Consider the following 25,071-nt stretch of genomic DNA (forward strand, 5'->3'; position numbering starts at 1 on the left):
CGTGAGCCTCAATCCTTCCCAACACCGTGTGGCCCATGGCTTCGGCAATATGCTTGCCGTAGCCGGGCCAGGTTCGGGAAAGACCAAGACGATCATCACGAAGATCGGCGTCATCCTGCAAGCCGATCGGAAGTTCCGGGTAGGTGCCGTCACCTTCACCAGCGACACCGCGAACGAAATGCGCGAACGTCTGGTGAAGGAGTTCGGCCCGGACGTGCTCAAGCGCGTCGATCTCGGTACATTCCACAAGCTGTCGATCGACCATCTCCGCCGGCATAAGATGCTGGGGAAGATTGCCACTCCGCCCGAGCAGAAGACGTTCCTGCGCCGGGCCATCTCGGCAACGAATACCGAAATTGACAACGAAGAAGCATTCAAGCTCTTCGAGAACTACAAGTGCGCAATCGAGCCCGATGGGAGCGAGATTCCGCCGTTCATCCTGGCCTACAACGAGATGCTCAAGCGCAACCGCGTCGTGGATCTGTACGACGTTATGCGTGACTGCGCGACGAAGATGAGCAATGGGGAGTTGCCTCCTTTGCCCGTCACGCACCTGCTCGTCGACGAATTTCAGGATAGCGACGAAATCCAGTTCGTATGGATGATGGCGCACGCCAAGCGTGATATTCCGGTCACGATCGTCGGAGATGACGATCAGTCCATCTATGCCTGGCGGCGCGCACTCGGCTACAAAGGCATGATCGATTTCGTTGAGCAGACTGGCGCCGAAATCATCCCACTGGGCGAAAACTATCGCTCCCACTCGGAAATCCTTGCCCCTGCCGATCGATTGATCCGTCACAATGCCGGCCAGCGCGTCGAAAAAGATCTCGTGGCGAAGCGCGGGCCCGGTGGCTCAACGCACGTCTATGCCGTTTCGGCCGCGAACCGCGAAGACGGTAAAGAACACGACTCGGTCGCGCTCCAGACGGAATTTCTCGTTCCATACATCATGGAAGCCGTGCTGCCCGACGACGAGCAGCCTGGTGGACGGCTCGCAGTCCGTCCTGGCGAATGGGCTATTCTTGCCCGGACCAACTTCCTTCTCGACTCCGTTGAGGCCGTATTGGACGACTTCAACATCCGGTCGAGGAGAAACGGCGCGTCGTTCTGGGACAAGGATTACATCAACACCTACCTGCAGCTGCTTATTTCGGTTGAAACGATGAACCGCAGCGGCATCGACCACGCGCTGGCATTTGTCGGTACAAGCGAGGAAGCACTAAGCCAGCTTCACAAGCGCATGCCAGGCGCAACGATGGCGCCGTTCTTCGAGCGGGACTTCGACGATTACGGCGATATCGCCAAGATTGACGCTGAGCATATGCGCGCGCTCCAACAGTTACTCGTCACGTGGCGTCAGGATGCTCTGTTCCGAAAAATTCCGGGCACGACGACGCCGATGCGGGCTGTCAACCAAGCGATCGATTCCGCGGCGACTTATTTGACGATGGGGCTGCGTGCTGGCAACTTCCGCGATCGCGTGGCCAGACACCTCAGCAAAGCGGGTGACATTCTGAAGCGCCGCAACGGTTCACTTGTCTCGCGTGTCCAAAGCGTGCAGAAGCCCAAGGGCAAGGACGATCCCGCATCGGTCGGCCTGTTCACCATGCACAGTTGCAAAGGCCTCGAGTTCGGTAACACTGCGATCGTCGGCGCCGACAAGGACATCGTTCCATCACTTGGCGAGGGCAGCACCGAGGTCGACGAGCGTCGGCTATTTTATGTCGCCATGACTCGAGCGAAGAATCGTCTTTTCATCCTTCACACGCCGACCAACGATACCCTCTATATCGCTGAGGCTGGCTTGGTTTCCAACCCTGCGACCGTCTACCCGGCGTAACGCCTTCCCCGTATAGACGCTCATCCAAGAGAAAACTCCCCGATGAACCGCATCGCGCTACCAACTGTTGACGACTACAAGCGCCTCTACCAGCAGGAAAAGGCGGAAGTCTATTCCGAAGACAAGTGGGCCGATACGGCGTGGATTTACGACGCTTGCGTGCTCGCGTGGAAGGGTCTCGTATATGCCGTTGTGCTCGTCCCGGTCGTCGCGTTCTGGGTCGCAGCATCGGATCTGCAGCATGCCCGTGAAATTCTCAATCAGGGCAGCGTCGACGATGTGAAGGCGCTGCTGTTCCGCTATTTCGTCGGCTTCTTCGCGCTGAGTGTCTTCGGTCATGCACTCTTCTACCGCTGGACCCTCCCGGCAAAGATCAAGCGCCGAATTACCGCAAAGGTCGTTGCGCAGTACATCAAGGACGACATCCGAAGCGGCCGTTAAGCCGCTTCTCTATACGGCGAGGTCCCCGCATCTACGGACTTCGCCTTGCCAATGGCCTACTGGTTCATCGCTATCAGCAGCGGCAGATTGAAGAGCCGCGCGAAACCTTCCGCGTACCGGTGTTGCAATACGGGCTCTCCCGTACCCTTCGTCCACCACAGATTGGACAAGCCGACGATCATATCCGGCTTCTCGCGGCCGATCGAATACAGCACCTCCCAAGGCAGGAATTCCTCGTAACAGAACAGGAAGAGCGCGCTCCTACCGTCAATTGGCACCACGCCGCGCGCAAACCAGTTAGCCGGGTAGTGGTACTTCGACAGCGGATTCCACTCGGCAACGGGAACCGTTTGGCGTGCCTCGAAGATTGACTGATGCACACCGCCCGGCCAATATTCGTACTCCCGTGCTTGGTTAGCCATCCCGGCATCCGTGAGCTCGTTCGAGCCGAATATTACTGATACCTTGTCCCTCTCGGCTTCCTGCGAAATCATGATGTCGATGGCGCCCTGCTCGGACGAATCGTAAGTGCCGATGATGCTCTCGGGGAACACGATAACCTTGGCCCCCGTCTTTGAAGACTCGTGGATCGCACGATTCATTTTGACCAGCGTATCGGGAACAGTCTCCGGCGTTTGCACTCCCCACGTAGTCGACACGGCCAACCAGTCCCCGACCCGCGAATGCTGCCTCTCCTGCAGGGGCGATAGGACGAGTGACAGCACCACCGCAGCGGCCACCGCGAACCGTCCTCGCGTGGTGTGCGCGTAGGCACCGAGCAACATCGTCAAACCGAGGCCAAGACCGAGGCCGAGCCACTTCGTTCCTGGAAACCAAAATCCCCACGTTGCGATCAGCGTGCCAGGGAGAAATGCTCCGACCGGAGGGTATGCCCACAGGACCGTCCACGCCAGAATTGCGATGCCCTTCTTCTTTGGGCTCTGCGTGTTCTTTGGGTACAGCGCCGCAACAGTCGCGCTGAAGGCAAGGCCGTACGCAGATCCGGCTGCAATTCCCAAGAGCCAGGACCCGCCGAAGAACTGTCCGGCGCCACCAAACCCCATGATTCCGATATCCAGGCCATACCCGATTCCGAGCAGCCATGCCTGCATCCGAGAACGACACATGACCATGAAAACGGGGAGGAGCGCGGCCAGTAGCGGAGCAGCGCCGCTGCGCCAACTAATCGCACAGACCGCAACGCCGAGAAGAAACGTACATCCGTACATCACGGCCGTGTTCTTCAAGAGATCCTCGAGGCGTCTGTGCCACTCCCCTGCATACCTTTGAACGTGATCCACCATCCCACCTTGCTCCAGAAAGAAAATGCCGCGACGGTCTTACAAGACATCGCCGCGGCTTCAATGCGCAAACCGGAATACCAGGTCAGTTGGTGTATCGCACACCGTTCCCGGCCGCATAGCCGTCTTGGTGACCGTGGGTTTGCTGCGCCGATCCCTGCTCGTTTTCGACAGGCATGACGATCCGTAACGGGACGTGATTGTTGAAGTTCGCGACCGGCGACGGGTTGTTGGGCAATGCCAGAGGTGCCCCTGATACCGGGGGCTGCTGCGGTACCTGATCGCGCTGAGGCTGCTGGCCGGGTGGCTGCCACGTCGCGGTCGACGGCTGCGGAGCCGGCTGCACCGCCAGCGTGTCTGCTTCCGCGATACGCTGAATCTGGCCGCTCACGTTCGTGGACGAAATGCCGTTGTGCTGGATGTCTGCGTGTAACTGGGCGATGTGGCTCACCAAGAGACCGTCTGCCATCTCGCAACGGATCACCGCCTTGCGATTGGGCATCCCAACCTGGCCGAATATGAGGCACCGCCCCTTCGCGAACACGCTGCCCTCGATGATCGCGTCCTGATCGATCACGAGCGTGCCGCTTTCGCTGTAGACGTTGCCCTTGATCACGCCGCCGATACGGCCGCCCTCCTTGAGGCGTAGCGATCCGTCCGATTCGATCGTCGCTCCAGCCGGGAAAATAGTTGTCACGCGTTCAAGCGTGGGGTCGATACTCAGGACGTACTGAACGATATCGACCTGCTGATCATTGCTCGTTGCATCACTCATTTGGTGTCACTCCCTTTCGAATCGGTCGCTTTGTTACTGGACTGGCCACCCACCAAGATGGGGGAATTCTGTTCTGAAGGCTGCTGACTGACCTCACGCTCTGCATGCCGCCGAACCTCCGGGACCGGATGACCTCGACGATGAACGGGCAGCGGCGGCGCCGGCGGAATTGGCAGAACCGGAGTGGCCGACGCCATTACGTTCGCCGGCACTGGATTGACCGTCACCGTCTTAACGGGTGCAGACTTCACCTCCACCGACGTAACCGTTGCCGGCTGGACTACTTGCGGGGCCGCGGCGGCCGGCTGAACTTGCGGTTGCGGCGTGACGGGAGCACTTGCTTGAGCAACGGGCGTCGAAGCGGTAGCGGCAGGCTGCACCTTCGGCTGCCCTGTGGTTTCCGTCGCCGGAGCCGCTCGCTGGGGCGGTGTGACCGTCGTCACCGCGTTCTGGCCGGATTTCAACGGCACATGGACGGTCGGAAGGAAGTCTTCGATGAGCTTCCCGCCTCCATGTAACCAGAAATCCCCGCCGACCATCACCACGAATACCACGGCCACGACTGCCCAGGCGGTTCGCATCCGCTCGGCATCCAGCGGCTTCATCACGAAAAGCGCTCGCCACTTGCCTTTCGGTGCTGCGACAGGTTCAGGCGAACTCGGCGCAGATCGAACGACAGCTTCCGGAGCCGGTCGGGGACTCACCGCGCGCGGAGCTCGGGCGACGTCCGGCGCATCCGCCTTCGGCTGAACTGGCTGAACCGGAGCCGCGGCTGGCCTCGGAGGGGTGGGCGTGGCAGGAGTTCGCGGAGACACACCAGGCGAAAGGCCATCGAGTCGAATCGAAATCCTCGACCCGATCACCCGCGAATCAAGTTCTTCAAAGGCCATAGTTTTCCTTTTGATCCATCAAAACGCTGCAGGCGCCGCATTCGCACGCGGCATTTCCGGGATACCGGACAGGGCGGTGGCTACGACTCGCGGAATCGCTGCGCTCGCCGGCCTCTGAATGATCGCCGCGGCCCCGATGCTCTTGACTGCCGTTTCGACGAGCTGAAGAGTCTTCGGGCGGTCTTCGGATACCTTTACCTCTACAGGCGGATCCTGAGTCTGCGTCGGCGCCGCTTCGCCTTCCTGTCCGCCCGCCAATGCGGCTGCACGCATCCGCTCGCGAGCTCCGGCAGCAGGCCCCACAGCCGACCAGCGCGTCGTTGCAACGTCAGTTTCGAGTACGCCGGCCGCCGCCTGCCCATCCGACAACTTTTCACAGGAGTTAACGGCGGCGCCCTCGAAATGTTGAGCGCTAGCTTCCTGCGAAGAACGTCGGGCATCCCTTGCGTAGAAGTCTCGAACCTGGCCAAATTCCTCCGGCGGGGCAAACTGCGAGTGCTTCTTCAGCTCGAGCATGGCAGCCTCGAGTCCCTCTTGATCGAAGCCGGCCTCCAGTTGCTCCTTTTCGTGCTCCTTGGCCATCTTGACCGCCTCGATGGGGCACACGCCGCGTAGCACCAAGTCGGCGTAGAAAACCGGACCTTGGGCCGAGTCCACCGATGCAGTGTTCCGCATCTTCAGAGACATCGGAATACCGACGAGTTTTCCGCCGAACGCACCATGCATCGCGTGAAGCTTGGCGACCAGCGTCTGTCCAGTGTTTTTGCCGGCCGAATGCAGGACAAAGACCGAGAACTGGTCACCTTGACCGTCGATACGAAATTTGAACGTGGTCCTGCGCTGGCAAAGCACATCCCGGCTGTTGCCGAACGGGCATCGGTCGCAGCCCGGGCACTCAGCTTCGCCGGTCCGATTCGCGTCGACAATCCGAATCGCTCTCTTGCCATCGCCAACACAGACCCGCTTGCCGTCCGAAAGACGGCGGGCCTCGAATTGTTGCGTGAGAAGCAGATCCGGGTTGTTGTACGGCAGCAGGATCGGGATCTCACGCAGCAGATTCGGATCTTGGTTTTCGCCGTCGGCCTGTCTGGTCTCCTTCTGCATTTTGAGCAGCTTCTCGTGAAGAGCATGCTTGACCCATGTTCCGTCGAGTTCCTTTCGCCGGGTATGCACCTCGAAGTAATCGAAATGCAGGAGTTCGTCTGCTGCCCCGGCCTCGCCAGGGCGAACATCGCCCATGCGAACCGTGCCGAGAATAGGGGTGTCGAATTCGAGTCCGGTAACCATTGCTTCCTCCGTAAGTCAGTGGAGGTCATTTCATCAGATTGCGATCCAGTTTCTAGCCCTTTCGTTCAGTGGCGGGTTTCGTGACCCCACACCGCCGATTTTCCCGTCAGGAAGCGAATGCTTTCGTCCAGTCGCGCAATCTCCCCACCGACATCTCCACCATTCCGCGCCGGCACATCGATCACACTGACACTGGATCCGTTGTGGAGATGGACGCGGTAGGCTTGATCGACAGTCGTGATCGTGACACCGTCGATTTCGCTCTCGTCGGCGATTGTTCGAGTACCCGTGCTGATCAACATTCGGCGCGCGTCATCGATTGCCGCGTCGATCCACTTGGCCTGGCCGATAACAGCGCCACCGAGTTCGGTCATATGGAAACCCAGGTAACCCTGCAGCTTCAGCACAACTGATTGCCAAACGTCCGGCGCCGGGAGGCTGAATCGCGAGCTTCCGCTCGTCTCTCGCGCTACCACGCCGATCGCCATGACGACCTCGGGCCAGACCTCGCCTGGTGCAATCGCGTGGACATATTGTTCAATGCTTGCGGTACGGTTGTGCATGGCGAGCGACACCATCTCGCGCTCGAATTCCTTCATGGTCTCCGGCGAGATCACCGTTGCACCGGTAAGGGGAATCAGACGATCCAATGTGCGAACACGGTAGGGCGTTGCGGCCCGTAGGATCCGCGTGACTTCGGACATGAAAAGATACTGTCCGCGAATCGACTCCGTCTCGCATCGGCAATTCCTCGGCAAGAGGATCGGCACACCAAACAGAGCTCCGCTATGCGTTCCAGTTACGTGTTCGGTCATGTCAGATTCCCAGAAAGAATGAATTGTTGGTATGTTCGAGCGCGTTCGGAACATCGCGAACAAGCCCCACTGTACGAAAGATCACAGCAACCTCCGCTTGATCCAGACGCGGAAACTCCCTACAAAATTCGGTGAATCCAACCGTCTGCGATGTCACCACGCAGCCCTTCTCGTCTTTCAGCGTCAAGAGTTCCGGATATCTGTCCGTTGCAGACAAGAGCGTTGCGAGTGCCCGAGCACGAAGTAACGGAGGATTGCCCACGTTGTTGTAGAGGGATCGCACTTCCTGGCAGACGTCGGTTGGCTGCGCGAAGTGGGTTTTCCCGAACTGCCTGAACGTCTGCTCGACGAATCGTTGTAGATCCGCGGCGCCTGGCCGGGATAGAGAGTTCACTCGTTTCATGGGATCGACGATACGCGATCACCTTCCGATATCTAGTCCTCTCGCGATGGGACAACTGACTCACGAGGCCCCTTGAAACCTCGACGCTCGCCTGTACGCTGTATTCAAACAGGAGAGGTATCGAATGAACGCACGCGCGCAGATCCAGCATCAAGTCGGCCAGACCATCTGGAGCGGACAGAAGAAAATCACGTTCGGCTGCGATCCGGACAGCTACACCATGTCGGTAACCGACGATGAGTATCACGGAGATACCGAGCACGTCTCGTCGACGCAACTCAAATCGATTCTGAAGACGCCGCAGCATTTTCTTGCGGCTGTTCAGGGCGCAGGAAAGGATACGGCCGCGCTTGAGTTTGGCAGGCTGGCTCACATGGCCGTGTTCGAACCGTGGCGCTTCGAGGACCTTGTCCTCCCCTTCGACGGCGAGTTCAACCGGCGCTATCGCGAGTGCAAAAAGTTCGTCGCAGACCATCCGAATCACACCGTCATTGGCCAAGACAAGTACGACGCACTTCTGGCCATGCGGAATGCTGTCCGCTCGCATCGGTTTCGCGGGCGTGCGCTCGGGGATTGGTTCGATGAGGGTGAGCCGGAGAAAGCAATCTACTTTGTCGAGAGAGTCACTGGCGTCAAATGCCGGGTCAAGGTCGACTGTCTGCACCCGGAATTCATCTTCGATCTGAAGTCGACTCTGGACGTGCTCCCCCGCTCGTTCAGCTCGGCCGTACAGAACTACCACTACGATATGTCTGCGTTCATTTACCAGACGGGGGTGCAGTACTTTACCGGCGACGAGCGTCCGTTCATTTTCGTGCCCGTCGAAAAGGATGCGCCCTATAGCGTCATGACGTACACCGCGGGTGATTCTCTGCTCGACAACGGGGCGCAGAAGTTTGAGGATGCGTTGAATCGGCTCAAGCACGCGCGCGAGCACGACTCGTGGCCGGGATACGCGGGGGAATATGTGCTCGAGATCGATCGGTGGCACGAGTACAAATCGAACCACCACATTCTCGGCGACTGAGCCGTGAGCTACTAGCCTGCCCATGTCCGAAGCCGACCGCTGTCGACGTGCACAAAATGCTTGGTGGCGTAGTACCCCACGCCACCTCCACGCAAATACATACCGAGCCTCGCCAGATAGTCGGTAGGAACGTCAGGAACACGTATATCGGCTGCTCGACCGACAAGATGCATGGAGTTTCGAGCGGCCCCCTCCGTCGTGCTGTTCGTGGCGTTCGTTCGATATCCAGACGTTACGACGATCGGCCTTTCCATCCCGGCCTGCGCGAACCACCCATACACACCGCAGAGAATGTCCAGGAGCGTCGGGTTCATCTGAACGACAGAGCCCGCCCGGACATCCCGCAGCAACGTGCAACACTGCACGTAAGCGTCAACGACCAATTGACCGTCCGCCCAATACACCGTCCGAACCTCTTCGCCGGTCTCCTTTCTCTTCAGCCAGAGCGTCCGTGGCCGTGACCAGTAGTCGACACTCTGTTGCGCAAAGATCTCCGGAGCCCATGCGGCTGCGGTCAACAGAGCAGTGCTCTGAAGGAACCGCCGGCGGGGCAAGCATTCGATCGGAGACGGGATGAGGAGATTTTCCATCCCCGCATTTTTTCTGGACTTTCAGATACCATCCAGCGCGAAACGAAGCCCATCGAGGGCAGCTTTCCAACCGCGGCCGCAGTTGGTGCATGGGAGCCCCAAAAGAAAAGGGGAGAAGCCTAAGCCCCTCCCCTTCTTACACGTGGTGATGATCATGCCCGTTTTGCTCAGCGTAGTACGCGGCATCAGCTTCGGAGTTGCGGCGATCTTCCTCCGCGGCGTTCCACTCTGCTTGTTCTCGCACACGCTTCTGCTTTGGCGTCTCGCCCAGGTCAAAAAAACCCGCGAAGAAGCAGAACAGCACGAACAGGCCGACAGCCCATTCAAACAACGTTTTCATATCTGCTCCAAAGTATTGCGGAGCAGCTCAACCCCGGGGGTGAGATGCCCCGTAGGTCGGTAAGCCGGTTTCCCGGATGGGCTGGATCCCCAGCTGGTCAGTTGAAACAAGAATCTTCGTCTCAGTGTGAGCCCTCATGGTATCGAAGGGTCCGTGCGATGGCAACGAAGAACAGCTTCTTGGCAGGAATTGTCCACAAGGTCGGACGATAGGTAGCCGGTTCTACAGGCGTGGCGGCGCGTTTGTATACATTCTTTTAAATATTACAGTCATTGTTTATGTGTTTAGCGTGCCCGGGTCCGTTGTGCGACAAGCGTTATCGGGAGGAAGGGTAACCAGTCATACAGGAAAGGGTGCCATTCACACGGCACCTCGTTGGCTCCAGGTTGCCATCTTTGCGAGAACACGGTACCCGAAATTACGGCACGTCATGTAAAAGCGGTTACCTGCGGACAAACGTTGCACAGATGTTGAGCATGCTGCTGCATGGGCGTCAGGTAACTGGATTTACCGCCGGACTGCGTTCTTGCTGCGTGTGGCACGTTCCAAGCGGTCAAGGTGTGGAAAATTTGCAACGAAATCCTCTCGGACGGAAGAGAACTAATTGAGTTCTCAGCAAGAAGAAGCTTGCTGGCAAAGGTAACCGTTTATACCGCGATTGCCGTCTGCGGGTCGAGAGCCTGTCAAATCAGGCGTCGGCATCCGTAAAAGCGGTTACCAATCTGTCGGGGCGGGGTTTAGCCGGGTGTCCTCAGACCCAACTGGTAACCAATTTTATGGATTCAAGAAGGGCCTTCCGTCAGAAGCTTTTCGTTCCACCGTGGTAGCGGCGAACGGGTCAAATTCGCCTTGACTTACGAATAGTCCCCCGAATGGGCGTTCCTTTCCCTCTTCCCTCCGTCTTGCCGTCCGTATATTTTTTGCTTCCAGTCAGGAAGTTACCGTTGCCATCGAAGCGTAACGGTACTCGTAAAACAGCGTCCCATGCGCATCGCATGGACTTCGTATTGACGAAGGGTTTCGTGCCCGCTCTGGGCGCTACTCGGTATTGGGATCGGCAGGAAATGAGCGACATCAGTACAAGTTCAAATAGGCAACTGGCAGTCACAACTAGCAAGACGAGCATTCCTGCAGAGAAGCGCGGCACGCCAGTCACGATGCGCAAGGCTAAGGAGGCGATCTTCGTCTTTCCCGAAAAGCCGTTGTCCGTACTGCAGCGTCGCTTGTTCAACGCGTGCGTCTACTTCGCGCAGCGCAATCCAGCCCTTCAGAGTTGGGTCGTTCAGTTGTCTCAGCTTGAGCCGATCATCGGGTATAACGATTCGAGTAATCGTCGGTACATCATGGGCGAGCTCATCAGCCTGATGAAGGCCCATGTGATCTGGGACGCGACAGTCAATCCACAAGACAGACGACTCTCGGCCTCTACCCTTCTCGCCGATGTGACCCACCTGGTCGATCAGCGAGCTTATGAATTCTCTTTCAGCCCGAAGCTTCGAGAGGTCCTCCTAAATCCAGAGATTTGGCAACGCATCGACCTCGCCATCTCCCAGCGATTCCGTTCGATGGGCACTGCGCCGCTCTACGAATGGTGCAAACGTTACGAGCGGACTGGACTTACGAGTCGCTGGGCCTGGGAAGACTTCCGCCACGCCGTCGTCGGCATCGTTGAGGCGGAATCGATCTACCAGCAGTACAAGTTCTTCAAATCGAAAATTCTCAAGCGAGCGATCGCGGAAGTGAACGATCTCTCTGACATTGAAGTGACCCTGAAGGAGTACAAGAACGGACGGGTTGTCGAGCAAATTCAGTTCGAGGTTCGGCGGAAGAACGGCGCCCGGCCAGCCGTCGAGAGCGATCCCGATGAGTTGATTAGCGTCCCATCCGTGACGGCCCTCCTCGAGGACGTGCTTCGAATCGGAGTAACCCCGAACCGAGCTGCCCAGATCATCAACGAATACACACCGTCAGACATTCGCGCAGCGCTGAACCATACCGTTCTCCGCGACGCCGCCACCAACAAGGAGCCGCTTAAGAATCGTGCATCCTTCTTCATCTGCAGCCTGGAAAAAGGGTATGCGAAGCCGGTTTCTCTCACGCCGGCTGCCGCCCCGACTGAACCGGCAGCCCCGCTGTTGACCGATGCGTCCCTTCGCGAAAGCTTCATGCGAAGCCGCGATCCTCTGGCGGAGGCCTCGTTTCTTGCAATGGCGCTCGATGAACAAGCCAACGTCCTACACGACTACAACTCGAGTGCGCCCCACGAGCAGCTGCGCTACGACCCCGCAAAAAAGGCGAAGCTTTCAAAAACTGCATTTATTCGCTATCTGAATCTTCGTCTCTGGGGCGAACCCTCTGACGCGGACGTGTATGCCTTCCACTTCCCCAAAGCGGTAGCGTGACCCGACTCTTGCAGCCCCCTGCGCCGCCTAACTAGCATCCCTGCTACCGGGCGACTCGCCCTCCCCCAGTCTGATGCCTAGAATTGAAATTAGGCGCCGGCCAGTTATTGGCCAATTCTGGTCATATTCCGGCCACACCAACTACTGCAGAGATGGATAAAGCATCGGTTTGATCCTTCACAATCCTTTGTAGGCCTCATATTGGCCAGTAACGGCCGATAAATGGCCCACCTCTAGATCATCAGTAAGTACAACCGAAAAACAATCAAAGACCATGAAATCAACTTATTATTAACCCGACCTAGTCGACGCTTGCTATGCATATCATGCAAGACGACCAAATGTCCGCACCCCATCTGGCGCGTGGCCGATAGAAAGTTTCGGTTCCGGAATCGAATGTCCTAGGCATCCAAAGACCGAACGCCATAAGTTTTTTCGAATTGACCACAATCCAATAATTTCTGCCCAATCTTCGCCCATAGACAGACCATTTACGACGACGCGGTGCACCGCTTTTTTGCCAGTCGCAACATTCACAAGTGGCGTCGAGCAAATCGAACTCAATGTGACTCCCTTTGAACAAGAAGAAGCGCACAGAACATCCCCATCCCCCGCAGGGCTGTGCCGGTCTTCCGACCACGCATCTAGCTCAATCTCCTTTACCCTAAGGTTGCGCTGCGCAGGCTGTTGGTTTCAACGTTGAAACCGGCGGCGACTAGACGACCCGCATCTTTTTTCGCATCCATAGAGACGAACGACCAATCACGCCGCGTGCGCCTTCGCGGTTTCAACGTTGAAACCAACTCAACCCCAGACGGGACGTGGGCTTTCTCGGCCGAGCTCACATGGCATCAGACGTACGTCGAGCTTGCGCCTTCCTCATTTCAACGTTGAAATCGCAGTCAGGCAATCTCTCCTGGTGAAATGCCACTCCGCAATAGCTGGATTGATCTGCGCGTGAGGTTGGACGTAGACATCGAGACGCCCCGCACCGTGCAGCCGCCGATGGCTTCCGATGGTTCAATGTGCTCCCAAGTTGCCCAGTGTTTCGTGGCATCACTTTTAGTTTACGGGCATCCAGATTCAATTTGACAACTTCGCACTCTGTACAAAAAGGCATCCTGATCGCGGCGTGCTTTCTAGATGGGGTAGGTGACTCGCGCCCGATGTCGTTATTGCTGCGCGCCGTTCTGGTAGAAGCGGGACGGGATGCCACCCAGGCACCGTCGAACAGTTGGGTGGCGTGGAGGTTGCTCTGCGATGCCCGCAGGTTTCAACGTTGAAACCCGTTGTGTCTAAGCGTCATTTTTCGAAAAAGAGCCTGACGCTTCTTGATTCCATAAGCTCGGCCAGCTACTGTGCTCCTAACCAACATTGGGGCAAAAGAATGGGAAAAATTTTTGCGGTTGCGAACCAAAAGGGCGGGAGTGGTAAGACCACGATCACCCTGAACCTCGCTGGTGCCTTCTCCCACGAAAGTCCGGACTCGAGAATACTTGTTGTAGATACCGATTCTCAAAACACTGCGACTCGTGCGTCGGGGGCAGGGGAGACCCGGTATCCTTTCGCAGTTGCAAATCTCGCGGCGGCTGGCAAAGGGCTCGGACGGGAGATCCAGCGTTTTGCCTCGGATTACGACTTAGTGTTAGTCGATTGCCCGCCGAGCGTAGATAACCACAATACCGAAACTGTTGTTGGAATCGCGGATTTTGTCCTGGTCCCGATGGACGCGTCGGTCGTCGATGCTTGGAGTACACAAGGAATGCTTCAGTTGGTGCGCCGGCTCGTCGGCCCGGATTCCACGAAATGCGGAATTGTTTTCAATCGAGTTAATACGAAGACGATCGCATATTCCGAGATCAGCGAGATAATGTCTGAGGGTAACCCTTATCCGATCTTGAAGAGCACGATCGCCCTGAGAGAAGTCTATAAGACTGCGATTGGGACTGGGACCACGGTCTTTACCGTCAAGGGGCAGCGCTCGACCAAACAGGCCCGGGACGAAATCATGTCTGTAGCATTGGAAATGTTGGGAATTATGGGATTGATGGAGAATTCCGAGAATGAATGACAAAGCTCGTAATCAACAAACTCGAAACCGCCTGGGCAGTGCGCTCCGAAAAGGGTTAGGAAGTGAGAAGGGCGAGGTCGATGCACGGCTGGACGCCCTGCGCCTGCCAACCGCTCCGAATGGCTTTCCCGCGCCGGCGCTGACAGCAGAGATCGCACCTTACGGAGGACGCGGTAATACTGCATCGGTCAACCCGCGTATCCAGTTGCCCCTCGCGGAGTTGGTGTCGAACCCGTTCAATCCTCGGACGTTCTATAGCCCCGAAGAAATTGACGCGCTCGCGGTGAAACTGAAACGAGACGGTCAGTATGAAACGATCAAGGTGACGCGTAATCACCGCGTTCCGGACAAGTATGTCATTGTCGACGGTGAGTATCGCTTTCGGGCGAAGAAGAGCCTCGGCGAGGAGTACATCGCCGCCGAAATCCTGCAAGATCTGTCCGATCAGGATCTTTACCTGATCGCAAACCGCATCAACAAGGATCGTACTGCCCAAACTCCGTTCGACGATGCAGTCGCCTGGACCCGATTGATTCAGGAGGGCATCTTCGCGGACCAAGAGGCTTTGGCGGCGAGCCTCGATCTCAGCAAAGCTCAGATTTCCAAGACGCTGCAACTCACATCCCTTCCTGAGAACCTGCTGCGGAGAATGGCCGAGTGCCCCGAGATTGGTCTCGCCCATGCGTATAACCTGAAGCTGATCTATGAGCGGAAGGGATTGCAGGACGCCGAGCACGTTCTCGAAAGGCTACTGGCCGGCGAGCTGACGGTTAAACGTCTTCAGGAAATGAATCAGCGAGCAGACGCAGGCGACACGACGCCGCGCACGAAATCACACTATAGTGCGCGAGTCCAGTTTTCGAGTGCGGAAGGGAAGGAGATTGGGCAGTTGAAGCGGTTCCGTGACGGCCGCACGGAGCTCAAGTTGACCGGACTGTCGGATGAGCAGCAGCAAGTGCTTGCCACGCGCCTAGAGGCCGTTGTCCGGGAGATCATTACTGCCAGCCCGGCAGAAGGTGATCAGAGCGCTTGAATCGGTCTGCCTCGGGAAGTAGATGACGCGGAGGGGGCACATGTCCACCTTATGGCAGATATGGGCGTGCGTACCCCAGGCGGGGGCTAGTGTGAGTCGAGTTGGAGGAGGGCAGGGGGAATGCTACAGCTAGGAAAGAAGTTGAGGCTAACCTTGAATGAAGCTCGATTCTTCAAGGTGCTCACTGGTAGCCATCTGTCGCCGACGTCGGTCGACGACTACAACCGTGCGATTAAGCGTACCGCCGAGCACTACCACCTGCTGGCCGCGCAGGAAGACTCCGCAGATGCGGAGCTTCTTGCGCGGATAGCAGAAGGGGAACTGATTACGGCTGAGCCGGCATCAGAACCAGACGAGCGATGACGCTGCTCGCATAACGCCCGATTCCAGGCGCGTCGCAGAGCGTTGTCAGCTCTTTTGCAAGACCCTTTTCCACCAGAATCTCCACCACCTCTTCGAGGCACGAGAGATCGCCGACGAGCGACGGATACCGGCGGAAGTTCTCGAGCAGCTTTTCCGGATACTTGCCAGCCACCTCGAGGAGGTGACTGTGGGCTTCCGAAATAGCTTGGCGACGCAGGGCACGTTCCGACATAACGACGTTCGTCATGACAATCTCCATAGGAGCTTGCGAAGACGTCGTTCCCCACGAGGGAATCGAGTCCCCGCATGGGTTGAAAACACGCCTGAGCGGTATCCCGATCAAATCGAGATACAGCCGTAGCCGTGGCACTGCAGATGACAAGTCGCCAGAAACGACGACGTCAGACAGGAAAATCCCGAGGGGGACTTTCTAGGCTACCGAAGTAGCAAGCCGTCCACCAAGGGACGAGCAAGATCCAAGGGATCTCGCGGGAAAACCAGGCACGCACCGTGTCCCGAATCCAGCTTGCAACGGAGGAAGCGCGCAAACCCCGGAGGGCTTGGAGAAAATCTTGGGAAAGGCCTTGATGCTTTTCCCAAGATCTCCCCGAGAGGATCTGCGTTCTAGGAAGGGCTCGAAAGGGTGCGAGTTCCAGCTGCTCGGTACGACAATGTGCGTATTGTTTTTCAGCTTTGCTGGAAAGTCAACAAATTAGTTCCTGACAGGAATCTAAATTGCTCCCCGACACCGGCGAATCTAGATCAACTACCACGACAACGGGCTAGACTGATCTCTCCTTTGCTTGAGCCGCAACCTGCCATCGGGCGATCAGGAGGCTGCACCTGCGGCCGCGGTGATCGCACCAATCTCGAACGCAAAGTGGAGCAACTCCTCCGCTGAAGGCTCTGAGACGTTTTTCTGGTAAATCAGCTCGATGATCGTGGCCTCCACCAACTTTGTGAGTCCCTTCTTTGTGTACTGCTGCCAAGCCAAGGAGTTCTTGCGCAGGTCATCTTCGACATCTGCGATGATTTCCCGCTGTTTCTCGGGACTTTGGGCCGCAAAGCGTACTCGAATTTCATCGACCTTGGCCTTCTTGTAAGCGTCCTTCATCGTCGTCAGAGTCATCCTCGGCTCCGCCTTGGGCAGCAGCTTTGGAGAGCTTGGTGCGCGAGGTTCTTCAGCCGTGCGTGGCGGGCGCCGCGGCGCGTCCGCGTAGTTGTTCTCTACACTAGCCATGAAAAAAGCCTTCGGGCTTGCGACAGGCTCAGCGCCTTTCTTTTTGATGCGCTTGTCGGTGTAGTCTGCTTGCGCAAGTAGATATTCTTCATCGAATCGCATCGCCGTGGCCGTGATCTCCTCGTCCTGCAATCCGAAAGCGCGTAGTCGCTTGAGGAGTTCTTCACCGACGATGGCCGGCAGGCCCTCCATCGGCAACTGGGCCTGATCGCTGTTTTCGAGGACAAACCACATCTTGTCCATCTTCTTGCCGCGCTTGGAGAGGTGCAGAACGATCTTGAACCGCTGCTCGTGTGCGTTCACCTGATCGACCGCGCGAAGCAGCATTTTGTTGAAATCTCGAAACTGGCTGTGTGCCGTTTTTGAGCCGGAGAGAAGTACGCTCCAAGTCGTCCAGTGTTCATGAAACGTCTCACGTTGGGCGAAGCCGTGATAACGACTCACGGTCTCCCACAGGGTCAGCGCCGAGTAGCTCGTGAAGACGTTCTGCATTCGCATGTCGATACGGTTGTAGATCTCCGGATCGAGCAATTTCTTTGCGAGTTCCGGCGGAAACGAGAACCGGATTTTCTGGCCGTCTTCGGTGATGTAGACCTCGGCCACCATGTTGGCGATACCCCAGCTGCTCTTTCGCTGGCCGCTCGCATCACCACGGAAATCGAACTCAGCCTGAATGGAAGCAAGCTGGCGGGCTATCTCCTTGAGGTACTCACGATTGTTTGCGCTCGTGTGCCCGACAAGAGAAGCGAACTCGGTCACGCTGACTTCAAAGGTGATCTCGTCCTCCTGGCGGTTCTTCTGCGCGATATGCAACATGACGTTATACGCCTTACGCTGCAAGAACGTGATCTCGCCAGATGTCGACATGTTGCGTATCGTGATTGCTTCCGGCGCCTTACGCAGCTCGACGGGTCTATCCGACTGCTCGGAGCTTTCCTTTACAACAACTACTTTTGTCTGCGAGGAGCCGACGGCCCGCGGCTTGCGCGGCGCGCGTTTTCTGGCTACGGGGACTGTTTGTTCTGCCGGCAGGACCTCAATCTCCGTCAGGTCAACAGTAGTCTGAGCGGAAGGCTTCGCCTTGGCCATGAGGAAATGTGCCATCAGAGGTTGAGTTGAGGCACATTTAAGAGGGTTCCGTCGTCTGTGTCAACGAGATGTTGGTGCCACGGCTAGTGCCAACAGTGCCATTGTTAGAATCGTCCTTCCTGGCGAGGTCTCGGGACGGATGTGGTTGAGGTGTCCAACGTTTCTAAAAACACTGCTTGTGGTTTATTGAATAAACCTTGTAAACCTTATTGGTGACCACAGAAATTCTAATGAATTCAGTGGGTTGGGGCACTTTTGCGTGCCGCCGTTAGTGCCTCAATGTGCCATCTCCAGCATGCACCTGTGCCATGTTCAGAGGAATTCGGTGCCAAGGCCAGGTTTCGGTTCCATGGATACCCTCTGTTGTTCCATGGATAGAGTGAGTCCCGCGAATTGTGCCATGCTTAGATCGTTGCTTCTAAGTGTGGCACATTAGCCGGAGAGCCTTATCTGGCAAGCGTTTGCGGACACAGGACGAGGAGGCGAGATGGAGGTCGAAGGCGCTCACAGCACTAGCCACGGCACACAACACTCTATCCACGTCACATGAAAAGTCGAGCCGACTGACATCGCACGCTACGCTTGTCTTCTAACCATGGCACATATACCGTCCGGGTGGGTGTCGCGGTGCATCGATATGCCGCAAAGCCTTACCCACACCAGGACGGCACAATTTGCGAAACCCGTGTCGGATATGGGTTTGGAGGGGACTGCCGTAGGCCTGATGGTAGGCAACCTAATCTCACGAGCCACTCTATCGATGGCACATTTGTGCCCGCGGCCTGCGTGTCTTCAGGCGAAGACCTCGCCCAGCGACTCGCGCAGTGACGCTCGAGCGCCCCAATGAATTTTCTCTACGAATGGCACATTTGCGGTCGGTCAGTGCCACTGCAGTGGGCGTCTCGTCATGGCCAGCAGCGTGGACAAATCCCTCAAGTCCCTTATAGACAAAGGGTTTGAGGAAAGCTTGGGAGGCTTGCGAGCTCCTCGGAGGGCCTTCGAGTCTCGTACTAACGATGGCACATTAGAGCGGGGGCGGATGCTCCCTTCGTTTCTAAACATGGCACATTTGGCGAAAGGATGATGGTCTTGCCGGCCGCTGGAGCGCAGGGAGAGTTGCATTGTCTAACGATGGCACATTTGACGTTAAATTCGGGACGTCGTCACATGTGCAGCAGTTCTAGGCAACGTGTAGTGCCCTCTGTGAAAGTCCCGTCAAACCCTTGCTGGACAAGGCTTATGAGGATCTAGACAAGGTGCCTGCGCTTGGAGCTTCGATGTCAGTCTCGGCGCAGAGATGCGTTCCGTAAGAGGCATCTAAGCATGGCACATTTGGAAAACACTCCCGGAGACCCCGGGGCATGCTTGCCCGATGGGGACTTGCTCTCTAACGGCGGCACATTTGAGGCCGGCACCGCCCGTGGTTTCTATGAACAAGCCCCAGATCTGAGCCCGTGGCGCGCAACACAATAGCCCAAACCGTTGCTGGATAAGGCTTTCCAGTCGCTGCGTGAGCTGAGCGCGTTCTGCCTACCCTATCTAACGATGGCACATTTGTCGGCCGCTCGAGTTTCTAGCGATGGCACATTTGCGAAAGCGCCTTGCCTGCGGGGAAATTGGCAGCGCCGGTATGTCGAGGACAAGCCGTCTTTCTAACGATGGCACATTTGCCGCGGGCTTAAAGCCGCCAGGCGACAGGAGAGCCGCGAAACCCATGCTGGATAAGGCCTTTACACGAATGTCAGATTCGCGAATGCGTCGCGTGCCGACCTCTTCACAATACTAACGATGGCACTTTTAGCGCAGTGAGGATTCTTCCTTCTTCTCGTGGGCCCGCATCCGAGGGTCCAGAATACCCAAAGGTTCGCGCACGACCGACGCCGCCGGAGCGTGGGCGGATGGGGGGACTTCTTTGGCGCGAAGTGATCCCGAAACTTCTCACCTTTGTGGGTTATATACGCCGTGGCGCTTATCAGGCACCGATGCGGACGAATCTTCGATTCGTCCGAACCCCAGGTCTTCAGGAGAAGACCCCGATTCTGCAGCAAGTAAGGCGTAAAAAAACCGGCCTGTTTGGCCGGTTTTCAAGGAAGAGAAGGGCGCCGATTAGAACGCGAAGAATGGCCCCATTCCACCTGAATTCGCCGTGCCCGCGATCGCCGTATAGATCGACCGGCCGTAGGAGAAGGGGAGTGCCGTGAATTATGGCGTCCGCCGGCGAACTCCCAGGATGAGGGGAATCTGTTAGCCCGGTACGGGCAGCGCTGGCAAAGCATAGGCCACCCGGCAGTCCCGGAGGTTTCCCATGATATCCGCTGCAGTGCCTTCGTTTTTTGCTGAACGTCAACGAGGCTGCGGTGCGTTCCGAGCGGAACGGTGCGGTTCGGTTGATCACACACACGCAACTCAATTACGTCCGGAGCGCATTCCTAGTGCGAATTCGGGAGCTTCCCTGGGCGAGGCGAGGGGCTGCTGACGCCGCGTTAGCGAACGATGTAAGGATTGTTGACCAAGTCAGCGATTTCGGGACCGCGGTAATGTGCACTGACCCAAACGTCCTTTTTCGCGTCCGGACTGCTATTGGGCGGGCGTCGCCAGAATCCCGGGACAAGGAAGCGGACCTTGACTGCGCGTTTGCTACCCAGCGAGCTCGGGTCGTAATGCACCGTCGGGTCGATGACTATGGGGATGTGTTTGATGCTCTCGCCAACGAGCGAGTACGGGCGGCTAGATGACGAGCCAGTCGGTGACTTGTGGTCCCGATGACCTCCGGCGTGGATTGGGCGGGGCGCGAGTAGCTCGGTGATTTCTGCTCCGCGCGAGGTCACGTAAAGAATGCCATTCACCACCATCCTGATAAAACGGACTTTCTCGTCGAGGAATCGCTCGACGGCCCCGTCCTCTGGGACAAGCGACCCATCAGGCGCCTTCGACCAACCAATATTAGTCGTTGAAACATTGGCGGTACCGCGCATGTCCGGCTTGTCCCAGTCAGTATTGAGCGCCTGTTCCAGATCCCAGTCATCTTTCATTGCAAGTTGCCGGGAAATCCCATTGGAAGACCCTCCCCAGTGGTCCTCGTGTTCATACGCGACAATCAGCAATCGTCGGAACCCGAATTCCTTCAATGTGTCTTCGCGGACAAAGACCGTTATTGTGTGAACCCTGTCAATCGGAGTTCCGATCATCGCGTGAAATGCTTCTGAAGCTGCGTCAGAGCGAAAAACAAACACAAATCCGGGCACCGGCAACTTCAAAGCCGGCGCAGGCATGTTCAACGCTGTATACGACAAACTCTCAGTCAAGCCAGCACTGAAATAGTATGTTTTGCTGCCCCCGTGAAGAAAGCTGACGACACACCGATATTGGCGTAGAGCGTTGAGAGAGGCGGCTTCGAGCAAGCGAGGGTCGAACACCCACGGGTTTTCCTGCGGGCGGTTCGCCATGGCCATGATCCACGCTTGAACAAAGTCGTCCTCGGCGCAGGTGCCGTTTGGCGGAAAGATCTTTTCGGGAGTCTCGTCGCTCTCGCGCATGCGCGCCAGGTCGACCTCCGCGAATTGGAACATCGGGTGGTTTACCGAGCGCAATAAGTCGACGAAATCTAGCGGCAGACCATCTGGAAAAGCCTCAGATGAAGTCTTGGCGGCACCTTTCGGTCCTGGCGAGCGCTGGTCAAGCTCAATCAATCTTTTGAGGTCTGCCTTGCGTCTGCTGGCTTTGCCCATATGATTTCCCGAACCATTTCCGGAACGTCGACATAGGATGCCACGCCCTGTGCTGCGATGTCATGCATTGCCGAATGTGGCATCATTTCGTACCCCATATCAAAAAGGGTCGCAACAGTCGGCCGAGGAGGGTGCCAACACCTCAGTTGGCGCTAGCGGCTCCTATCGCCGAGAGAGCAATTTTTCAGTTTCCAGCGCACGAGATGTTTCCTCGTCGTCGATGTACACGAGGCTGGTGTTCACGTCGGCGTGACCAAGGTTTCGGGCGATGGTAATTAGGTCGGCGCCGGACGCGACCAAACTTTTGGCAAAACTGTGACGCAGCCAGTGCGTGGAGGCTTGTTCGAGCCTGTCCGCTTCGACAGGATCGCGAGCATCCCACCAAGCCAGCGCCTCCTTGAAAATCGCCTTCACCAGCCGGTACAGCGAGGACCGGTCCGTGACGCCGTCGATCGTTCCCAGATCCCGGCGCAGGGCGCGAAGCCCCCGGTCACTGACCTGCCTGTTGAGCTTGGGCGTTCGCCGCCGGGCGCCAAGGATGAGAGGGGTCGTTTCGCCCGTGATGGGCAGGGAGGAGAGGCCATAGGCGAGCCGATAATCCTGGAGGCTACCCATGACGGCAGCGCACGAGACCGTCCGTGCCAGGCCGCCTTTCCCTGATTCGACCTCGATCACCCAGACGCCCTCCGGATAGTCGGGGTTCTTCGCCCGCTGCGCGGCGGTAAAGCGCACGTACTGGATCGAGCCCATCGTCGCGCTGATTGCCTCCGACGTGCGCAAGCCGGTCTTTGTGAAGAGATCCAAGACGAAAAGATCTCGAGCCTGTTTCGCCCGTTCGCGGTCGGTAGGTTCTCGGTCGCTGCCGTCCGGGTTAGTGCCGAATTTCCGACCGACGATCGCCTCCCGGGCGAGCTCAAGGCCGTCTGGACCGACGAACCGCTTCTGTTTCTTGCCTCGCTGACGTTTCTTTCCCGCAAGACCATACCCGGCAAAAGGATCGGCCCGAAGGTACTGGACCGCCACCAGCCACTTGAACAAGCTGCCGGCGATGACCTGGCTCTGGCGTGCGGATGCCGTGCTCAGGGCCTTGCGGAACGGGGTCCAGCGAGCATCGCCGCGCGGGACACGCTCGGCGCAAATTGCAGCGTCGTCAGGAGCTTTCAGGAACGCAAGATAGTCGCCGGCTTCCTCGAGCGTCCATTCCGAGATCGGCGTGTCGATCCATCGCGCATACCAGAAGAGCCGCCGCGCCTCGACCACGTACTGGGCGAGCGTCGTCTCGGCCAGACGGCCGTCGCCAGCTTCCTTTGTCTTCAGCCACTGGATCACGACTTCCTGTTCGGTGAGTCCGAGCGGCAGGATCGGACTGGTCGCTCGGTTGGGCGGCGCCGAGCTGGGCAGCTGCTCGACCACGTAGGCTTCGATCGCAAGTTCTTTGGGCATGGTTGTTTTTGCTTTGTCCAGCGGCGGAGAGTAGAGTTTTCCGAATAAAGCCTGATCCGTACAGAACGCACCATTATACAAATAATGATGCAAAGTAGATGTAAATCGTAGTTAAAACTACGATTTTATTTACTCAATTCACGCGCCCGCCTATACTGGCTCGGTACAATGCTTCCCGAGGATTCCGTGGCTCGCCCTCGAATCTCCTTCACCGACGCCCAGATGCGCGGGATGATCCCCGCGGCCGAAGCTGCCGATCGGAACGCCGCGCCCGGCGATAACGGCCGGTTTCTCGACGAATTCATCGTCGGTGTCACGCGCTGTACCGGTCGAATCTACGGACAAACGACCTATGAGCGGCTGCTCGACGCCTTCCTGATCCGCCGGCGCCCGTCGGCGCAGACCTGGAGCAAGGCCATCCAGCGGGCGCACGCTTCCGGCATCGCCCTGACCGCGCCCACGTCCGAACTCGCTACCGCGCAGACTCTCCCCGTCGACCAGCAGGCTTTGGTGCCGGCTGTCGCCGCGCCGGTACCGCAGATCGCCGTCGGCCAGCAAATTTCCAATGACGAACTCCTCGAGCTGAAAACCCGGGTACAGGTGGCCGAATCGGTGCTTCGAGACGCTTACGCCAGAATCTCCGGATTGGAAGCGCAGCGGGCCTCGCTACTCGACCGTGCCATGACCGCGGAAGCTGCGGCAAGAGTTGCTGGCGAGCAGATCGAGAACGAACGTACCGAGCACGCCGCGCAGGCCCAGGCGTTGACTGATCGACTTGGCGATCTAAGCGCCACCGTCACCCGCCTTTCGGGACTTGAGCGGCATCTTCTCCTCCAGACTGATGCGCTACGTCAGGATCTCGGCCAGCAGCGAGATCTGTATAAGGCCCGGGCCGAGGCTGCGGAAAAAGCTCTCGCAGTCGAAAGGACGCAGTCCGATGCGATGCGCCGGATACTGGGAAATCGGGCACTTTCTCAATAGAGTTAGCGCGTTTGGGTTGACGCGGCACTCTGGAATCGGCCACTTCCCCTTCAGAACTTGAACAGCACTGACGTTAACAGACTGGGGTATTTTTCACATCTTGACGCTCAAGAAAGCCTCATAAGGGGGCTTGAATTGGGTTTGGGTCGTGTCAGACTGGGTTTAAGTTCGTGACGGGAAGTACTCAATTTCCCGAAATTTCCCCGCCCCTTGCTGGGTGGTCGACCAATAACTGAGTTCGTAAATGACGCTGAGCGTTGAACACATCAAGGCGGAAATGCTCCCGCGGCTCTTCGCCAATTCGGCCGCGATCGCGGAATACGGCAATACCGCCGGCGGTGCCGCTGCAATCAACGAGATATCCGACCTGATGGAAAGCGGGTCTGTCGGGAAGCTTGCTGAGCGGATCGCCCAGATTGTCGGGAAACTTCAGGATGCAGATCCGGAACGGATCTCGCGCCCCTCGACGTGGCTGGAGCGCCTGACGGGAAAGCCGCTCGAGCGGCAGTTGCGGTATCAGGTGGCTCGAAAGTCCCTCGATGAGCTCATTTCCGATACCGAAGGCATCGCGCAGCGCGTGCGCGACACGCTCAAACGGATCGACGAAGTCATCTCAACGCATACCGCCGATTCGGATGAGCTGCGCCTGTACATTCAGGCAGGCCGTGAATTTCTCGACGAGAATCCGGCCGCGGGCGAAATTCAGGGAGGCGTTGTCGAGTTCGATCGGCCACGCGAACGATTCGCCCGCAAGCTTGCCAACATGGCCACCCTGCTCGCCTCGAATGAAATGAGCATCATCCAGATGAAGATGACCCGTGCCCAGGCGGTCGACATGCTGGATCGCTACAACGAGGCCGTTTCGGTCATGGTGCCTGTCTGGCGCCGGCATACCCTGGCGCTGATCACTACCACCAACATGAACTCGGCTCTGATCAACGAGGCGACGAAGGCGCACCGTGCGCTCGCTACCAGCCTCGCCAAGAGCCTCGAAGGGATCAAACAGTAA

General features: G+C 57.6%; 21 protein-coding genes. 9 read left to right on the plus strand and 12 right to left on the minus strand.

The window, feature by feature from the left end; translation table 11 throughout:
* Position 1: 1 nt before the first annotated feature.
* Positions 2 to 1,843, plus strand: a complete 1,842-nt coding sequence (locus tag G3O06_RS49915; RefSeq protein ID WP_205814683.1) for an ATP-dependent helicase — start codon at positions 2 to 4, stop codon at positions 1,841 to 1,843.
* A 42-nt stretch (positions 1,844 to 1,885) separates the two neighbouring features.
* Complete coding sequence (locus G3O06_RS01585) at positions 1,886 to 2,284, plus strand: hypothetical protein (RefSeq protein ID WP_025647481.1); 399 nt, start codon at positions 1,886 to 1,888, stop codon at positions 2,282 to 2,284.
* Between the two features lie 56 nt (positions 2,285 to 2,340).
* Here G3O06_RS01585 and G3O06_RS01590 read toward each other — a convergent pair whose 3' ends face one another.
* The 6 genes from G3O06_RS01590 to G3O06_RS01615 all read right to left on the minus strand — a co-directional run bounded on the left by G3O06_RS01590 (position 2,341) and on the right by G3O06_RS01615 (position 7,755).
* Positions 2,341 to 3,531: a hypothetical protein gene (locus G3O06_RS01590; protein WP_241019444.1), complete on the minus strand. Its 1,191-nt coding sequence runs from the start codon at positions 3,529 to 3,531 to the stop codon at positions 2,341 to 2,343.
* 139 nt (positions 3,532 to 3,670) lie between these two features.
* Entirely contained in the window at positions 3,671 to 4,360 is a 690-nt protein-coding gene (locus tag G3O06_RS01595) for a polymer-forming cytoskeletal protein (protein WP_205814684.1), read from the minus strand.
* Entirely contained in the window at positions 4,357 to 4,968 is a 612-nt protein-coding gene (locus G3O06_RS01600; RefSeq protein WP_205814685.1) for a hypothetical protein, read from the minus strand. Before G3O06_RS01600 ends, G3O06_RS01595 begins: the two co-directional genes overlap by 4 nt.
* A gap of 300 nt (positions 4,969 to 5,268) precedes the next feature.
* A complete protein-coding gene (locus G3O06_RS01605) occupies positions 5,269 to 6,537 on the minus strand; it encodes a hypothetical protein (RefSeq protein WP_205814686.1) in 1,269 nt (422 codons plus the stop codon).
* Between the two features lie 65 nt (positions 6,538 to 6,602).
* Positions 6,603 to 7,241 (minus strand): hypothetical protein, encoded by a 639-nt coding sequence (locus tag G3O06_RS01610; protein ID WP_241019445.1) that lies wholly within the window; start codon positions 7,239 to 7,241, stop codon positions 6,603 to 6,605.
* 112 nt (positions 7,242 to 7,353) lie between these two features.
* On the minus strand, positions 7,354 to 7,755 hold the full coding sequence (locus G3O06_RS01615; protein ID WP_205814688.1) for a hypothetical protein: 402 nt from the start codon (positions 7,753 to 7,755) through the stop codon (positions 7,354 to 7,356).
* 124 nt (positions 7,756 to 7,879) lie between these two features.
* Between G3O06_RS01615 and G3O06_RS01620 the strand changes: the two genes are divergently transcribed.
* Positions 7,880 to 8,782, plus strand: a complete 903-nt coding sequence (locus G3O06_RS01620; protein ID WP_205814689.1) for a PD-(D/E)XK nuclease-like domain-containing protein — start codon at positions 7,880 to 7,882, stop codon at positions 8,780 to 8,782.
* 11 nt (positions 8,783 to 8,793) lie between these two features.
* Here G3O06_RS01620 and G3O06_RS01625 read toward each other — a convergent pair whose 3' ends face one another.
* Complete coding sequence (locus G3O06_RS01625; RefSeq protein WP_205814690.1) at positions 8,794 to 9,372, minus strand: DUF882 domain-containing protein; 579 nt, start codon at positions 9,370 to 9,372, stop codon at positions 8,794 to 8,796.
* Between the two features lie 136 nt (positions 9,373 to 9,508).
* Entirely contained in the window at positions 9,509 to 9,712 is a 204-nt protein-coding gene (locus tag G3O06_RS01630; protein ID WP_205814691.1) for a hypothetical protein, read from the minus strand.
* 995 nt (positions 9,713 to 10,707) lie between these two features.
* On the opposite strand from G3O06_RS01630, the gene G3O06_RS01635 reads away from it, so the two are divergent.
* The 4 genes from G3O06_RS01635 (at position 10,708) to G3O06_RS01650 (ending at position 15,581) form a co-directional block, all read left to right on the plus strand.
* Entirely contained in the window at positions 10,708 to 12,114 is a 1,407-nt protein-coding gene (locus G3O06_RS01635; protein WP_241019446.1) for a replication initiation protein, read from the plus strand.
* A gap of 1,279 nt (positions 12,115 to 13,393) precedes the next feature.
* Positions 13,394 to 14,185, plus strand: coding sequence for a ParA family protein (locus G3O06_RS01640; protein WP_241019447.1), 792 nt, complete (start codon positions 13,394 to 13,396; stop codon positions 14,183 to 14,185).
* On the plus strand, positions 14,178 to 15,218 hold the full coding sequence (locus tag G3O06_RS01645; protein ID WP_205814692.1) for a ParB/RepB/Spo0J family partition protein: 1,041 nt from the start codon (positions 14,178 to 14,180) through the stop codon (positions 15,216 to 15,218). Before G3O06_RS01640 ends, G3O06_RS01645 begins: the two co-directional genes overlap by 8 nt.
* Before the next feature lie 120 nt (positions 15,219 to 15,338).
* Positions 15,339 to 15,581 carry a hypothetical protein gene (locus G3O06_RS01650; protein ID WP_205814693.1) on the plus strand — a complete coding sequence of 81 codons (243 nt, stop codon included), beginning with the start codon at positions 15,339 to 15,341 and terminating at the stop codon, positions 15,579 to 15,581.
* Here G3O06_RS01650 and G3O06_RS01655 read toward each other — a convergent pair.
* From G3O06_RS01655 to G3O06_RS01670, 4 genes are all read right to left on the minus strand, one after another.
* The gene (locus tag G3O06_RS01655) at positions 15,544 to 15,828 is read right to left on the minus strand and encodes a hypothetical protein (protein WP_205814694.1); all 285 of its coding nucleotides are present in this window, start codon (positions 15,826 to 15,828) and stop codon (positions 15,544 to 15,546) included. The genes G3O06_RS01650 and G3O06_RS01655 overlap by 38 nt on opposite strands.
* Before the next feature lie 582 nt (positions 15,829 to 16,410).
* The gene (locus G3O06_RS01660) at positions 16,411 to 17,910 is read right to left on the minus strand and encodes a RepB family plasmid replication initiator protein (protein WP_205814695.1); all 1,500 of its coding nucleotides are present in this window, start codon (positions 17,908 to 17,910) and stop codon (positions 16,411 to 16,413) included.
* 2,483 nt (positions 17,911 to 20,393) lie between these two features.
* Positions 20,394 to 21,638, minus strand: coding sequence for a hypothetical protein (locus G3O06_RS01665; protein WP_205814696.1), 1,245 nt, complete (start codon positions 21,636 to 21,638; stop codon positions 20,394 to 20,396).
* Between the two features lie 162 nt (positions 21,639 to 21,800).
* On the minus strand, positions 21,801 to 23,081 hold the full coding sequence (locus G3O06_RS01670) for a site-specific integrase (RefSeq protein ID WP_205814697.1): 1,281 nt from the start codon (positions 23,079 to 23,081) through the stop codon (positions 21,801 to 21,803).
* A gap of 168 nt (positions 23,082 to 23,249) precedes the next feature.
* Between G3O06_RS01670 and G3O06_RS01675 the strand changes: the two genes are divergently transcribed.
* Both G3O06_RS01675 and G3O06_RS01680 read left to right on the plus strand, forming a co-directional pair.
* Positions 23,250 to 24,062, plus strand: coding sequence for a hypothetical protein (locus G3O06_RS01675; protein WP_205814698.1), 813 nt, complete (start codon positions 23,250 to 23,252; stop codon positions 24,060 to 24,062).
* A 244-nt stretch (positions 24,063 to 24,306) separates the two neighbouring features.
* On the plus strand, positions 24,307 to 25,071 hold the full coding sequence (locus tag G3O06_RS01680) for a toxic anion resistance protein (RefSeq protein WP_205814699.1): 765 nt from the start codon (positions 24,307 to 24,309) through the stop codon (positions 25,069 to 25,071).

It is taken from the genome of Burkholderia sp. Ac-20345 (assembly GCF_017104825.1).
GTDB classification, from domain to species: domain Bacteria; phylum Pseudomonadota; class Gammaproteobacteria; order Burkholderiales; family Burkholderiaceae; genus Burkholderia; species Burkholderia lata_B.

Bases quoted from the DNA above. Each gene is read 5' to 3' on its own strand.
- G3O06_RS01595 (WP_205814684.1), bottom strand. From the start codon at position 4,360: ATGAGTGATGCAACGAGCAATGATCAGCAGGTCGATATCGTTCAGTAC.
- G3O06_RS01615 (WP_205814688.1), bottom strand. From the start codon at position 7,755: ATGAAACGAGTGAACTCTCTATCCCGGCCAGGCGCCGCGGATCTACAA.
- G3O06_RS01630 (WP_205814691.1), bottom strand. From the start codon at position 9,712: ATGAAAACGTTGTTTGAATGGGCTGTCGGCCTGTTCGTGCTGTTCTGC.
- G3O06_RS01660 (WP_205814695.1), bottom strand. From the start codon at position 17,910: ATGGCCAAGGCGAAGCCTTCCGCTCAGACTACTGTTGACCTGACGGAG.
- G3O06_RS01625 (WP_205814690.1), bottom strand. From the start codon at position 9,372: ATGGAAAATCTCCTCATCCCGTCTCCGATCGAATGCTTGCCCCGCCGG.
- G3O06_RS01650 (WP_205814693.1), top strand. From the start codon at position 15,339: ATGCTACAGCTAGGAAAGAAGTTGAGGCTAACCTTGAATGAAGCTCGA.
- G3O06_RS01605 (WP_205814686.1), bottom strand. From the start codon at position 6,537: ATGGTTACCGGACTCGAATTCGACACCCCTATTCTCGGCACGGTTCGC.
- G3O06_RS01680 (WP_205814699.1), top strand. From the start codon at position 24,307: ATGACGCTGAGCGTTGAACACATCAAGGCGGAAATGCTCCCGCGGCTC.
- G3O06_RS01645 (WP_205814692.1), top strand. From the start codon at position 14,178: ATGAATGACAAAGCTCGTAATCAACAAACTCGAAACCGCCTGGGCAGT.
- G3O06_RS01610 (WP_241019445.1), bottom strand. From the start codon at position 7,241: ATGTCCGAAGTCACGCGGATCCTACGGGCCGCAACGCCCTACCGTGTT.
- G3O06_RS01670 (WP_205814697.1), bottom strand. From the start codon at position 23,081: ATGCCCAAAGAACTTGCGATCGAAGCCTACGTGGTCGAGCAGCTGCCC.
- G3O06_RS01655 (WP_205814694.1), bottom strand. From the start codon at position 15,828: ATGACGAACGTCGTTATGTCGGAACGTGCCCTGCGTCGCCAAGCTATT.
- G3O06_RS01585 (WP_025647481.1), top strand. From the start codon at position 1,886: ATGAACCGCATCGCGCTACCAACTGTTGACGACTACAAGCGCCTCTAC.
- G3O06_RS01620 (WP_205814689.1), top strand. From the start codon at position 7,880: ATGAACGCACGCGCGCAGATCCAGCATCAAGTCGGCCAGACCATCTGG.
- G3O06_RS01665 (WP_205814696.1), bottom strand. From the start codon at position 21,638: ATGGGCAAAGCCAGCAGACGCAAGGCAGACCTCAAAAGATTGATTGAG.
- G3O06_RS01635 (WP_241019446.1), top strand. From the start codon at position 10,708: ATGGACTTCGTATTGACGAAGGGTTTCGTGCCCGCTCTGGGCGCTACT.
- G3O06_RS01675 (WP_205814698.1), top strand. From the start codon at position 23,250: ATGCTTCCCGAGGATTCCGTGGCTCGCCCTCGAATCTCCTTCACCGAC.